At 39.9% G+C, this 14138-nt stretch carries 9 protein-coding genes; 5 read left to right on the top strand and 4 right to left on the bottom strand.

Translation table 11 applies throughout. The features are described from left to right. Positions 1-47 precede the first annotated feature (47 nt). Both cdaA and G500_RS0110785 read left to right on the top strand, forming a co-directional pair. Entirely contained in the window at positions 48-863 is an 816-nt protein-coding gene (gene cdaA, locus G500_RS23235; protein WP_035757139.1) for a diadenylate cyclase CdaA, read from the top strand. 429 nt (positions 864-1292) lie between these two features. After that, the gene (locus tag G500_RS0110785; protein WP_027002564.1) at positions 1293-2252 is read left to right on the top strand and encodes an NAD-dependent epimerase/dehydratase family protein; all 960 of its coding nucleotides are present in this window, start codon (positions 1293-1295) and stop codon (positions 2250-2252) included. A gap of 76 nt (positions 2253-2328) precedes the next feature. On the opposite strand, the gene G500_RS0110780 is transcribed toward G500_RS0110785, so the two are convergent. From G500_RS0110780 to G500_RS23230, 3 genes are all read right to left on the bottom strand, one after another. Further along, positions 2329-2739, bottom strand: a complete 411-nt coding sequence (locus G500_RS0110780; RefSeq protein ID WP_154657125.1) for a hypothetical protein — start codon at positions 2737-2739, stop codon at positions 2329-2331. Positions 2740-2801: 62 nt separating this feature from the next. After that, a complete protein-coding gene (locus G500_RS0110775) occupies positions 2802-4313 on the bottom strand; it encodes an avidin/streptavidin family protein (protein WP_086047884.1) in 1512 nt (503 codons plus the stop codon). A gap of 20 nt (positions 4314-4333) precedes the next feature. After that, complete coding sequence (locus tag G500_RS23230) at positions 4334-6694, bottom strand: TonB-dependent receptor (RefSeq protein WP_051203465.1); 2361 nt, start codon at positions 6692-6694, stop codon at positions 4334-4336. A gap of 519 nt (positions 6695-7213) precedes the next feature. On the opposite strand from G500_RS23230, the gene G500_RS0110755 reads away from it, so the two are divergent. From G500_RS0110755 to G500_RS0110745, 3 genes are all read left to right on the top strand, one after another. After that, positions 7214-10714: a pyruvate carboxylase gene (locus tag G500_RS0110755; RefSeq protein ID WP_027002561.1), complete on the top strand. Its 3501-nt coding sequence runs from the start codon at positions 7214-7216 to the stop codon at positions 10712-10714. A gap of 157 nt (positions 10715-10871) precedes the next feature. Then, positions 10872-12113, top strand: a complete 1242-nt coding sequence (locus G500_RS0110750) for an AAA family ATPase (RefSeq protein ID WP_027002560.1) — start codon at positions 10872-10874, stop codon at positions 12111-12113. After that, a complete protein-coding gene (locus G500_RS0110745; RefSeq protein ID WP_027002559.1) occupies positions 12103-12609 on the top strand; it encodes a hypothetical protein in 507 nt (168 codons plus the stop codon). The genes G500_RS0110750 and G500_RS0110745 overlap by 11 nt, the downstream gene beginning before the upstream one ends. A gap of 13 nt (positions 12610-12622) precedes the next feature. On the opposite strand, the gene G500_RS23225 is transcribed toward G500_RS0110745, so the two are convergent. Continuing rightward, positions 12623-14138 (bottom strand): hypothetical protein (locus G500_RS23225; protein WP_035757136.1); only part of this gene is annotated, 1516 nt, incomplete at its 5' end.

Here is a 14138-nt window from a genome sequence, read left to right as displayed (position 1 = left end):
CTACAAATGTATATCTTTGTTTCCCAAATTCTTAGCCCATTCTTGCGTTGCAACTGCTCTTTTCTATCGGTTTTCTTGAAATTCATTGGGTAGATATCATCGATATTTTGCTCGTGAGTGCGCTTTTGTATAATTTCTATAATTTGGTCAAAAATACGCTTGCTTTGCGCGTATTTATCGGCTTTCTTTCTATTTATTTTTTGTACTTAGTCATTCAAGCTACCGAAATGGAGCTAATGACTGCCATTTTGGGGCAATTTATGGGCGTAGGCGTGATTGCAGCCGTTATTTTATTCCAACAAGAATTGCGACGCTTTTTGATGATGATAGGCAAAACCACAAGCCTCAATCAGGATTTTTTTCAGTTTCTGTTCAAAAAAAATAAAAACCCGCAAAATTGGAACATCGAGCCTATCTTGAAGGCACTCAAAACCCTAAGCGGTCTGAACATGGGAGCTTTGATGGTGCTTTCTGCCAACGAAGACCTTAAAAACTACATCAATACAGGCGATATTTTAGATGCCGAACTTTCCGAGCGGCTCTTGGTTTCGGTGTTTTTCAAAAATAGCCCCCTTCACGACGGAGCGGCTATCCTGACAGAGGGCAAAATCAAGGCGGCACGTTGTATCTTACCCGTTTCGGAAAATGAAAAAATCCCTGCTAATTTAGGATTGCGACATAGGGCGGCGATTGGCATTTCCGAAGTAACCAACGCGCTGGTTTTGGTCGTATCCGAAGAAGCGGGGCAGATGTCGGCGGTGCATCGTGGTCAAATCAAGCACAATTTAGCCCTACCCCAACTTCGGGAGGAGCTAAATGAATACTTTGCCCATGCCGACGACGAGGTGGAAACTGTGAAATAGGTTCTTATTTAAAAACTTGCAAACTTGAAAAATTGAGGCTACAAAATGCCCTTTTGGGGCAGTGGTGTGAAATTCTAAAAATCAGATACAAAAATGTAGGGACAAGGCAATGACTTGTCCGAAGTGAGATTGAAATAAAATAGGGTTTTCAGACCCAAAAATGGGTTCAGTCCAAATTTTATTTTGTTTCTAATTTGACAAAACAAGGCTTTTCGCAGAACTTAACATTACTGCCCCAAAGGGAGGGTTTCAAAACCAAATTTTATTTCGTTTCTAATTAGACAAAATTTTGACAAAACAAGGCTTTTTACAGAACTTAACCTGACAGTCTTTTTAGATGGTCTTTTTGGGGATATTAAAAAAATCCGAACCAATCAGACCCAAAAAATCAGACCCAAAAAACATCAAATCAAAACCAATCAAACACACATGAAAGAAGAAAAAATTTTAGTTATCGGTGCAAACGGGCAGTTAGGCACAGAACTCACCAAAGCCCTGCAAACGGCTTACAAGCCTTCACAGGTGATTGCCACCGATATTCGCCCCCAAAGCAATCCTGATGCCGATACTTGTTTCGAAGTCTTAGATGTTTTAGACAAAGAAGCCCTCACACAAACAGTTCGCAAGCATAAGATTACACAAATCTATCATCTGGCAGCGATTCTTTCTGCAAAAGGCGAAGAAAATCCGATTCTCACTTGGGACATCAATATGAAAAGCCTACTGCACGTCTTGGAATTGGCAAGAGAAAGGCAGCTCGATAAGGTCTATTACCCAAGCTCGATAGCCGTTTATGGTACAAAAACGCCTATTCCCGCGCCTCAATGGACGGTTCTAAACCCCTCTACGGTCTATGGCATCAGCAAATTGGCGGGTGAAAAATGGTGCGACTACTACTTTCAGAAATATGGCTTAGATGTGCGCTCACTACGCTATCCAGGGCTAATTAGCCATAGCGCACCCCCAGGGGGCGGCACTACCGACTACGCCGTTGATATTTTCCACAAGGCTGTCCGCCAAGAGCCTTTTGCCTGTTTTCTTTCAGAAAATACGCGCCTGCCGATGATGTACATGCCTGATGCCATTCGCGCCACTTTGGAACTCATGCATGCACCTGCGGAAAAAATCACGATTCATAGCAGCTATAATTTAGGGGCAATAGATTTTACGCCTGCCGAAATTGCACAAGCGGTCAAGGCACTTATTCCCGAATTTGAGATGCACTATCAAGTCAATCCGCTCAAACAAGCCATCGCCGATTCTTGGGCAGATGCCATAGACGACCAAGTGGCGCGTCAGGATTGGGGTTGGAAGCCAGAATACGACCTCAAAAGCATGGTAGCCGATATGATTGCCAACTTAAAAGCCAAAATAGCCCTGCAAGCCTAACAAGCATAAGTAGGGCGAAAACCTAACATTTTCATTTTTTTTCGAAATGTTAGGTTTTTTGTGTGCTAAAAGTGCTTTAGGTTGTCTTTAAAAGCCAAGCTTCGGCTTCTTCCAAACTTGTAAAAGCATTGGTTTGTAGATAAGCCTCCTTGTCTATTTCTTTGCGTATGGAGGTGAGGGTGAAGTTAGCAAAAATGCTCTCGCCTACTATGTAGGCTATTTTTTTGAGTTTGGTTTTATGATAGAGTTTAGGCATTACTACCTCTGTTGTGTATTTTTGGGCAGCAGGAGTAGTGCCTTTAAAACCACGAATATCTACAATAATATATTCACTGCCAGACTCTTGAACCGCTTTCAGTTCCATATCGATGGCGAGTTTGTATTGCTCTTCATTTGCCCAAGCCTTCCAAATGGCGTAGGTAAAATGTTTATCATTATCATGATAAATATGGATGAATTTATCATCCATGTAGGTTGTATGATTCATGATTTTTTTATTTTAGTAAAAGCACCAATATAAATTTGTTATTACATTGGTGCTGTTTTTTGTTAAGATAAAAGACGCGCTAATCCAATAGAGGGATTTTGAAAATCGAAGATTGAGTATACAGTATCCAAAAATACGGAGCCTACTAATAGCATGCCTTCGGGCATACCATCTAAAACTTGAATACCAAGTTCCCAATATTGAGGACTCAATTGTAGGAAATAATCTTGTGGCTGCAAATAATAGGTCTGGCTCCCTATTTGTAAACCGATAGTGGGGTACTGACTTAATGCACTTTCAGAGGTTACGTATGTAGGCAACTCTCCATTATAGGTAACAGCGTTTATCAATATTTGTATTAGGTCTTGTGGTCCTTTAAAGTAAGAAGAGCCTGTGTCTAATACAAAATCCGTAATACCTGCTTGTACAGGGAAGCCATTAACTAAAAAATTTGTTAGTTGAATATCCCATAAATACTCCAAGCCCACCGTTTGTACTTGCTTAAGGGAAAGCCACTGTAAAGTGTTGATATTAAACTTGTCAATATCTATTCCGCCAAACAGACATTCACCTAATTGCTCTGCTTTGTTTGTATAAAAACTGGCGCATAGATAGCTAATTTTGGCATCTTTATACAATTGAATCATAAGGGCTTCTGTTCGTCCATCACTTTTCCAATAAGGTGATGGAATTGCTATACCTCCGTCACAGGCTAATTGTTGAAATTGATAACCATTATAAAAAGTTGTTACTTCAAAGTTCATTTGCTCGTTTGTGGTAACAATATTTCTGCCCAAATAGGTGTCAATTTGCTCTAGCGTGAATATGTCTTCCCCTATGATTACGGTCATTGTGCCCCAAGGTCCGAAACTCTTTTGAGTAGGGTTTGGGTCTATGACTTTAAATGTAGAGGAGGCTTGAGGATTGTATCGGTTATGTGCTAAACAAGCGGCTGTGGTGCAAGCTGTCGAGGTTATCCAAGTATTGTCTGTTCCTGTATCCAACATAAATTTGAGGTCTTGGGCAGGAGTCCCCAAGCCAATTTGTGCATACCAAGGCGTTGCCCCATTGTCCGATAGACTTCCCATTTGCAGTCCAAATGCAATTTTTTGCATCTGCGCGAGGTCTTTTACATCAGCATATTTTTTATTACGAGACCAACTTGCTTCCAATGAAACTTCGTCAGAAATTTTACGAAAAGTAGATGGGGCGACAATAGTGGAACTCCAATTATCGGCAGGGTTTGTGTTCTCTTGCAACAGATAAGTTGTAGCGATAGCCAAAGAACCATCTGCTTGTACCTGTACTTGCCCTGCAAATGCAGAAACCCAATTTGCTCCTGATTCTGTAGGACCGACGGTATTTCGCCAAGAAACAGAAAAAGCTACTGTTTGACTATTTACATTTGGGTCTGGTGCAATGTCAGTGATGCCTATAACATAATAGACACCTGTAGCCCCCGTATGCGAACTATAAGTCCCTATAATGTAACCACTATCAGGGTTTTGATAGGTGATGGTCATTAAAGACCCAAATTCATTTTGCCATGTTCCAACAAGACTTGTGTATTGCATGAGAATAAAGTGGTTAAAGGTTAAAAATTGACTTTTAAAGATAGCCCAATAGATAGAGGTTGTGCCTGCCAGCGAATGTCGGCTCCGCCACCTGAAAATTCCTTAGCAAAAAACTCGGTGTTGTAAGCGGTATTGAGCAGATTATTTCCAAAAAATGAAAGCGTCCATTTGGGTTGTATCCAATTCAAACGCGCATTTAATAAAAGTATCGGCTCTTGAAAATCACTATTGTCCAAGTGCCAATAAAGCTTGCCACGTCTCTCTAAGTCCAAACGAGGCACAAGGAGGCTTTTTTCGCCTATTTTTTGCTGATATTGTAAGGCGAGATTGAAAGTAGTACGGGCTGTAAGTGGTGAAAAGTTGCCCTCCCAACTTGAATTTTCTGTGTACTTTGTGATTTTTGCATCAGTCAGACCAAAGGCAGTGCCTACTTCAAAATTTGGCAGAAGTTTCCACCTTAGCTCGCTTTCAAAACCTTGTGCAATGGTTTGGTCTATGTTGATGATGCCTTGCGAAACGGTGTTGATATCTACAATAAAGGCTTGTTGGTTTCTGAAATCTATCCTAAAAAAGCTACTGTTCCAGATAAGACGGTTTTTAGCCCATGAAGTCTTAATGCCCGCTTCAAAATTATGAGTGAGTTCTTTTTCAAAAAGGGCAGGGAAAGCTGCTATACCTGGGGCGTTAAAGCCCCCACTCCTAAATCCTTGTGCGTAGGCAGCAAAGAGTGTTACTTGCTCTTTCGGACGATAAGCCAAAGAAAATTTGGGTTGAAATTGCGAAAAATTAGCTTCTCTTGTGTTCTGATTTAAAATATCTGTTTGTTGGCGCAGGTCGTAGTCGTAGCGTAGCGCAATTGAAAATTCGAGGTTTTTTACCAAATCATAGTTGATTTGCCCGAAACCTGCTAAAGTGGTGTTTTGGTTGGCTTCGTTTCTTTGTAAAAAAGGTGCAAATCCTACACTCGGCTCAAAGCCAAAAAGAGGTGCTAAATCGCTTGCCAAATCAACCGTGCCAGTTGTAATCAAATCGCGTTTATTGTACATCAAAAATGCACCTATTATCCAACGCAACTTTTGATTGCTTTCCGAAGTAAGACGCAATTCTTCAATAATGCCTCTATTGGTAAGCTCTTGCTCCTGCCTTAAAAGCGAAGCTGCTGTAAAGTCTAAATCGCCTCTAAAAATTTCTTCAACGCCACTATAAGCTGAAATCCATTCTAAATTCATTTCTTTTAAATCGTAATTTACTTTCAAATAGGCATCTAACAAGTTTCTGTCTCCTCTGCCTAAAAAGTCTGACTGGGGACTCACCTCAAAATTGCGCGATTGTCCATCTTGTACAAGCGGTGCGTAATAAATCGCGCCCGCCTCCGTTCGGTTATAGGAAAGGCTAAGGTCAAGGCTCAATTTCTCAGTAGGTGCGGCTAAAATTTGACCACGCAAGCCAAATTGTTGCATAAAATCTACCTTTTCTTGTAGGGTTTCATTCTCGATGAGTCCGTTACGATTTTGGAAAAAGCCACTAACGCGATACAATAGTTTGTCTTTTACAACTTTTCCACTACTTCCTGCTTGTAGTTTTAAGTTGTTACCATTTCCATAACTGGTCTTGACAAAATGTTCATATTCATTCGTCGGTTTTTTAGTCAGGATGTTAATCGCGCCTCCTATTGCATTGCGTCCATAAAGTGCGCCTTGTGGTCCTTTTGTAACTTCAATTAGCTCAATATCATATAACTCCTGATTGATGGAATTGGGAGAAGGTAGCGTTACGCCATCTACCACAAAAGCCACAGGTGCATCACCGTTGCGCACTTGACTAATGCCACGAATAGTAAGGGCTACATTGCCTACATTTTGGCTATTGATGAAGGTCGCGTTGGGAGTAAGAGCAATAAAGTCTGTTGTGTTTTCTATGCCACTTTGCTCTATCTGCTGGGAAGAAAATGCCGTAACAGACTCAGGTATCTTTTGCAAGTCCTCTTGGCGGCGGCGGGAATAAACATTGACTTTTTCAAACCCAACTACTACTTCTTTCAAAACTTCATTGTCTTCTTGAAGCAAAATCTCAAAATTAGTAGTATTGAGATTAAAATTTTTTTCTACGCTTTTATAGCCCAAAAAACTGAACACAAGTTCCCCTTCCTCTTTTTCCGTCTGGAGGCTAAAATTACCCTGTGCGTCGGTGGTTGTGCCGTTGTTTTCGCCTTTGAGTAGTACTGTTGCGCCTATAATTGGGTTGTTTTGTTCATCATAGATGCGTCCTTTCAAAACAAGTGTTTGAGCAGATAGCAGAGAAAACTGACTTAATAAAACTAACAGAAAAAGACCTAAAAGTAAGTCTTTTAAATACAAAGTAGGTAAAATTTTTCGTTTCATAAAAGGGGCAAGTTTAGATTTTACAAATAAAAAAGAAATGATACAATATGCAAAAGAAAACCATTAGACTTTTTGCGTAAAAAGACCCGTGGGTTTTTTGTATTACTATGCTATTTTGAAAAAGGCGTATGTTATTTTTTTAGGGGCGCACGTGCAAGAAAAATACGTGTCGAATGAAAAAAGACCGAAGTCGGCTTAAATATATTTGTTAGAAATGGAAAATCCAAATCTTTTTTCTTTTTTTTTGGAAAGGGAAAGGTTCTTATTAAAAAAAGTTAAGTCCAGCTTGCCAAAAGAACAATTTTGTTCCATACGGCTCATATTTAGATTGGCTTGGTTTTGATAATTGAAGTTACTCAAGCCAAGTGTAAAATGTCGAGTGCGTGAAAAAATAGAGGAAGTCGGAAAAGTATCCTGTAGAAACAAAGCCAAAAAAAATTAGGATTTTTGCAAAAAAAGTGCGTTTTTAGAGTTCGCAAACCCGCTTTACTTTTATCATACCCTTACGCAACTTTCTCTATGCAACCCATCGAAGTCAAGAAAATAGAAAAACTTTTAGTAGCCAATCGCGGTGAAATTGCGATTCGCATCTTACGCGCTGCCTCCGAACTCAATATCCGCACCGTTGCCGTTTATACCTACGAAGACCGATATTCGCTGCATCGCTACAAGGCAGATGAAGCCTATATGATTGGGCTGGAAGACGAACCGCTCAAACCCTATCTCGACATCGAGGGCATTATCGCGACGGCTAAAGCCTGTGGCGCAGAGGCGATTCACCCAGGTTATGGTTTTCTTTCCGAAAATGTAGATTTTGCCAGCCGTTGTAGGGAGGAGGGGATTATTTTTGTAGGTCCTTCGCCCGAAGTGATGGCACAATTAGGCGACAAGGTAGCCGCCAAAATCATTGCGCGAAAAGCCTTAGTGCCTGTCATAGAAGATAGCCAAGTGCCTTTAAATCAGGTAGAAAATGCCTTGCAAGAAGCCCAACGAATTGGCTACCCCGTTATCATCAAGGCGGCAGGTGGCGGCGGCGGCAGGGGCATGCGTGTGTGTAGGAACGAAGAGGAACTCACCAAGTTTTTTACCGAAGCCAAAGGCGAAGCCAAAAAAGCCTTCAACAACGACCATATTTTTTTAGAAAAGTATATCGATAGCCCACGCCACATCGAGGTACAAATTATGGCGGATAATTACGGCAGAATGGTGCATCTTTACGAGCGCGACTGTTCAGTACAAAGGCGATTCCAGAAAGTGGTAGAGGTTGCGCCCAGCATGAACCTTTCACAGCCTACCAAATATGCCCTTTATGACTACGCCCTTTCTATTGCAAAAGAAGTACGCTACAATAACGTCGGGACGGTAGAATTTTTGGTAGATAAAGACGAAAATATCTATTTTATCGAAGTCAATCCGCGTGTGCAGGTAGAACACACCATCACCGAAGAGGTTACGGGTATAGACATTGTACGCACCCAAATTCTGATTGCGCAAGGCTACCCCCTTACACACAAGGCGATTTACATTCATAGCCAAGCTGACGTACCCTGCAATGGTTTTGCAATCCAGTGTCGCATCACGACAGAAGACCCCGCCAATCATTTCAAGCCCGACTACGGCACTATCGTCGCCTACCGTTCCGCCGACGGCTACGGTATCCGCTTAGATGCAGGAAATTGCTACACAGGAGCGCATATTTCGCCCTTTTTTGACCCGATGCTCATCAAAGTTTCGGCAAAAGGACGCACCCTTTGGGGAGCTGCCACACGCCTGCATCGTGCTTTGCGCGAATTTAGAATTAGGGGGGTCAAGACCAATATAGACTTTTTGCTCAACGTCATTTCGCACCCTGTCTTTCAGAAAGGCGAGGCTACGGTCAAATTTATCGATACGCACCCCGAACTTTTCCAGATGCCACGCCGCTTGGATAGGGGTACAAAGTCGCTCCGTTTTATTGCCGAAGTAACCGTCAATGGCAATCCCAGCGTCAAGAAAATAGACCCCGATAAAAAATTTCGCAGCCCCAAAATTCCTGATGTGATACAAAAAAATGGCATTTTTGTACCAAAAACAGAAGAAAACAATCCTATCCTTCCTGCACATGGCTTTCCAAAGGGTACAAAGGATTTGCTGCTCGAATTGGGTAGAGAGGGCTTCTGCCAATGGCTCAAAAATGAAAAGGCGATTCATTACACCGATACTACCTTGCGCGACGCACATCAATCGCTTTTGGCTACACGCATGCGCCCCTACGACATGTTGGCGGTAACGGAAAGTTTTGCCAAAAATCACCCCGAAGTCTTTTCTTTGGAAATGTGGGGCGGTGCTACTTTTGATGTTTCGATGCGATTTTTGTACGAATGTCCTTGGGAAAGGCTCAAAAATATCAGAGCCGCCGCGCCTAATATTTTGCTGCAAATGCTATTGCGTGCCTCCAATGCTGTTGGCTACAAAGCCTACCCCGATAATTTGGTCGTTCGTTTTATAGAAAAAGCCGCCGAAAATGGCATCGATATCTTCCGCGTTTTTGATTCTCTAAATTGGGTAGAAGCCATGAAAGTAAGCCTACGAACCATCAGAGAAAACACAAATGCGTTGGCAGAAGCCTGCATCTGTTATACGGGCGATTTTCTAATCAATCCCAACGGAAAATACAATTTGCAGTATTACCTCGATTTGGCAAAACGCTTAGAAGATGAAGGGGCGCATATTTTAGCCATCAAAGACATGGCGGGGCTTTTAAGACCCTATACTGCACAGGTTTTGATACAAAAACTAAAAGAAACCGTACAAATTCCGATTCATTTACATACCCATGATACGGCTTCGATTCAAGCCGCTACTTATTTGAAGGCGATTGAAGCAGGCGTAGATGTTGTAGATGTGGCGTTGGCTTCTATGTCGGGGCTTACTTCGCAGCCCAACTTCAATTCTTTGGTGGCAGCTTTGCAGGGGCAGGAGCGCGAATTGCCGATAGATTTGGAAAAGTTAAACGAATTTTCAAACTATTGGGAAGATGTGCGCGAATATTACTATCCTTTCGAGTCGGATTTGAAAGCAGGTACGGCAGAGGTCTATGACAACGAAATTCCGGGCGGGCAGTATTCTAATTTGCGTCCGCAGGCAGAATCGTTGGGATTAGGCGATAAGTTTCAGGAAATTAAGAAAAACTATGCCCTTGCAAACCAACTCTTAGGCGATTTGGTAAAGGTTACGCCCAGCTCGAAGGTGGTAGGCGATTTGGCTCTTTTTATGACAGCAAATGGTTATACTACCGAATTTATTTTGGAGCAGGGCAAAAATATTTCCTTCCCCGAATCGGTCAAAGAAATGATGCGTGGCGAATTGGGGCAGCCTTTTGGTGGTTTTCCCGCCGAAATTCAGCAAATCATTTTGAAAAGCGAAAAGCCTTTTTCCGATTTGCCTAACGCGCACTTAGCCCCCATCGAATGGGACAAGGAAATGGAGGCTTTTAAGGCAAAGTTTCCCAACGGAAATGATTTAGACCTACTTTCTTATTTGCTTTATCCAAAAGTATTCACAGAATTTTATGATTTTGTGCAGGAATATGGCGTTCCTTCCATGATTCCTACCAAAACTTTCTTCTACGGCATGCAGCCCAACGAAGAAATTATGTTTGACATTGCCAAAGGCAAGACGCTTATTGTCAAATTGCGCTCTATCACACAGGCAGACGAGGAGGGCTTCCGCACCGTTATTTTTGATATGAATGGGCAGGTACGCCGCATCAAAATACGCGACAAGAGCTTGAAAGTCAGCAAAATAAGCAATCAGAAAGCACAAGGCGAACAGGAAATCGGCTCACCCTTACAAGGCAAAATTGCCGACATTTTGGTAGCGGAAGGGAAAAAAGTCAAGATTGGAGAGCCGCTTTTTGTCATTGAGGCGATGAAGATGGAAACCACAGTCAGTGCCACTCAAAATGGAAAAATTAAGCGCGTTGCCCTTGCCAAAGGTGCAATGGTGGAGCAAGATGATTTAGTTATTATTTTTGAATAGAATTTTTTTTAAATTCTATAAAATAAGAGGTTATTACAAAATTTCTACAAACTATCCTTTGTGGGTTTGTTGTGATAGCCTCTTTTTGGTATCTTGCAGGTCGGTGGCAGGATTTTCTTTGTTATTTTTCTAACAAAAATTTTATATACTTTCTAAAATGAGCAAAATAAAAATACAAAACTTTGGGGCAATTCGTCAAGGGTATCAAGAGGACGAGGGGTGGCTCGATATCAAAAAGGTTACGGTTTTCATTGGCAATCAAGGCTCTGGAAAGAGTACGGTGGCAAAGCTAATTTCTACTTTTACTTGGATTGAAAAAGCCTTGGTGAGGGGGGATTACCCCAAAAAATGGTTTGAAAGAAAAAATAAATTGAAAAATCAACTATTAAATTTCCATAGGTTAGAAAATTACTTCCAGTCGCTTGAAAATCAGGACACTAAGATTTATTATCAGGGTGAGGCTTATCATATTAGCTATGAAAAAGAACAACTTTTTATAGAAGAAATTGAACATAAAAATTACGACTTACCACAAATTATGTATGTGCCAGCGGAAAGAAATTTTATCTCTTATGTAAGAACCCCAAAAGAACTTAAACTCTCTTCTGCCTCTTTAAAAGAGTTTTTAACAGAGTTTGACAATGCAAAAGTAGTATTAAAAGGACTTTTAAAATTGCCTATTAATGATACAGAATTAGAGTATGATAAATTAAATGATGTTTTAAAAGTAAAAGGTAGTTCATACAAAATAAAACTAACTGAGGCTTCAAGCGGTTTTCAATCGTTTGTACCGCTATATTTGGTATCTTATCATTTGGCACATTCGGTAAAAAAGCAGAGCAGTGCCAACAAAGAGCCAATGAGTGGAGAGCAGATGCAGCGTTTCAGAAAGGGCGTGGAGGATATTTGGAACAATCATAATTTAACAGATGAGCAGAAAAAAATTGCTTTATCTGCCTTGTCTTCTAAGTTTAATAAAACCTCTTTTGTCAATATTGTAGAGGAGCCAGAACAGAATTTATACCCCACTTCACAACAAAAAATGCTCAACGCACTTTTAGAATTTAATAATCTAAGTAGTAATAATAAATTAATTTTAACTACTCATAGTCCTTATCTTATTAACTATTTGACACTTGCGGCAAAAGGAACACATTTAAAAAATAAAATAAAAGATAGCATTTTATTAAATAAAATATTTAAAATTATACCAGAAAATTCTATGGTTCGCGGTCAGGACATTGCTATTTACCAATTAGAAGAACAAACAGGCATCATCAGAAAATTGCAGGCTTACAACGGCTTGCCCTCGGACTTGCACGAATTGAACCTTTTACTTGATGAAAGTAATGAGTTTTTTGCACAATTATTAGAAATTCAACAAAAATATGAACATTAAATTTTTTACAGAATCCTGCCAAAGTCGTTCCTCGAAAAAGCGTTTTGGACTTTGTGACGACCCTCATCTGTTACAAAACCCTGCCTACTTAGATGAGATAGAAGGGGCTAAGTGGATTGCGGTTGTAGAAAATAAACGGCGATATGAAATTATTTTCACTGCTATCGATAATTGTGTAGAAATCAAACGCACAGATGGGAAAATGGAAAAACGTTGTGATGGCTCTCTAACCTATGAAAAAACTATAATTTTTATTGAACTAAAACAACGTAGAACTGTGGGCAATAGTTGGATAAAAGATGCTGAAATACAGTTAAAATCAACAATTTCTAAGTTTGAAGAAACGGAGCTTTCTGATAACTATACCCAAAAAAAAGCCTACATTTGTAATAGTGAGCGACCTATATTTCGGGCAGGTCAGATGGAGCGCATGGAGCAGTTTTATGAGGAAACGGGTTATGTCTTGCGGATTGAGGCAAGGATACGAATAGAATAAGTAGTATTTATTTCTAATCTTTCAAAAAAACATATTGATACACTTTTGGCTCAATTTTTTTAGACAAAAGATGTAGTTTTTCTTTCAAATTTGAAAGCAATTTTGTATAATGTGCATCTTCGCTTTTGCTATTCATGCGCCCTTTGTCGTTTCTGCCTTGAAAAAAGGCTTTTATTTCATAAAGAGAAGCATTGGGGTTTGCTTTTGGCTGCGCGTGATAGTATCGCCAAAGTGCCAAACCTGCCGCGAAAACGGCTTGCGCTTCGGTAGAAAATTCCAAAGGTGTAGTTCTATTTTTTTCACTTTCTAAAAGATTGCCATTGCCTTCTATCTGCAATTTGCCTTGTATAAATTCGGTCATGAAATTACTTTTGAAACGTTCCTGCGCCTCCACTTCGCGCTCGGTAAAGGGTATCCAATGATTTGTGCCATTGATAGTGCAAATTTTATTTTGGTTATGAAATAATAAAAAAGCTAAACAATCATTTTTAAACTCGCTATCTTTTTCCCATAAACCATTTGGATATAAAAATTGGTCTTGATTATTTATCCAAGTATGTTCTATACATTGTCTTACTGTGAAATAAATAGCTATAACCATAATATTAACTTTTGTAATAGACGCAGTTTTATGTTGTTTTAGGTCGCTTTCAGTAGGTTTTTCGGTGATATAAACGCCATTTTGCTGCTGCATATCTACGCCGGGTAGTATTAGATATGCAAGTGGGTTGTTTTTTTTATCGTAATATTTTCGCAACCAAGCACTAATAAAACCGTCTTTACCAACGGCATGAAAAGACTTTGTCCCTTCTATCCAAGTACGAGTTTGAAGATTATTATTTAGTATAGTATTTGTTGTAATAGTAGAAATATTTACTTTTTCTGATAAGTCCCATATAGAAAAACAAATTGGAAATTTACCTTTTACATTATCAAAAGTATTAGCTCTACAAATAAAACCATTTTTATATTTGGCTTTAAAATATTGACGAAACTTTATAAAATTTTGAGAATTTACTAACTTTAATGTACTAAAAGAGGCTAACTTGGCATCTGGAATTTCTTTATATACACGTAAGAAAAACTGTGCAAACAGTTCGCGCGTAGCCGTTCCCACAATAAGACTAAATTCCTGATGGACTCTACTTTTTGTAGCCACTTCGGACTTATGCTCCCCTTTGGCGATAATCGTAGTGCGATTGCCATGTTCGGCATACGGCGGATTGATATAAATAATTAATTTTTTTCGCTTTTCAGAATCGTTGATGATGTCTTGTAAAGAAGCTGGAAGTTTTGAAAAATCATCATTTAAAAAATCAAATTGAAAAACTTGTTTTTCTAAAAGATTTGCTCCATTTTTGATACGGTCGTGCATCACATCTACGTCTTGTTTATCCAAAGTAGAAGCGTAAATGTTGTATTTATTAGTAAGTCCTGCTAACAAATTTCCCGTTCCTGCGGCACAGTCCCATACGTAATACTCATCTTGCCAATTTTGCCCGAAGGTATCGGCTAAATATTGTTGGGAA

Source organism: Hugenholtzia roseola DSM 9546 (genome assembly GCF_000422585.1).
In the GTDB taxonomy this organism is placed as follows: Bacteria; Bacteroidota; Bacteroidia; order Cytophagales; family Bernardetiaceae; genus Hugenholtzia; species Hugenholtzia roseola.
This window is presented reverse-complemented; position numbering and strand designations above follow the sequence as displayed.

Bases quoted from the DNA above. Each gene is read 5' to 3' on its own strand.
- G500_RS0110780 (WP_154657125.1), bottom strand. From the start codon at position 2,739: ATGAATCATACAACCTACATGGATGATAAATTCATCCATATTTATCAT.
- G500_RS0110775 (WP_086047884.1), bottom strand. From the start codon at position 4,313: ATGCAATACACAAGTCTTGTTGGAACATGGCAAAATGAATTTGGGTCT.
- G500_RS0110745 (WP_027002559.1), top strand. From the start codon at position 12,103: ATGAACATTAAATTTTTTACAGAATCCTGCCAAAGTCGTTCCTCGAAA.
- G500_RS23230 (WP_051203465.1), bottom strand. From the start codon at position 6,694: ATGAAACGAAAAATTTTACCTACTTTGTATTTAAAAGACTTACTTTTA.
- G500_RS0110750 (WP_027002560.1), top strand. From the start codon at position 10,872: ATGAGCAAAATAAAAATACAAAACTTTGGGGCAATTCGTCAAGGGTAT.
- G500_RS0110785 (WP_027002564.1), top strand. From the start codon at position 1,293: ATGAAAGAAGAAAAAATTTTAGTTATCGGTGCAAACGGGCAGTTAGGC.
- G500_RS0110755 (WP_027002561.1), top strand. From the start codon at position 7,214: ATGCAACCCATCGAAGTCAAGAAAATAGAAAAACTTTTAGTAGCCAAT.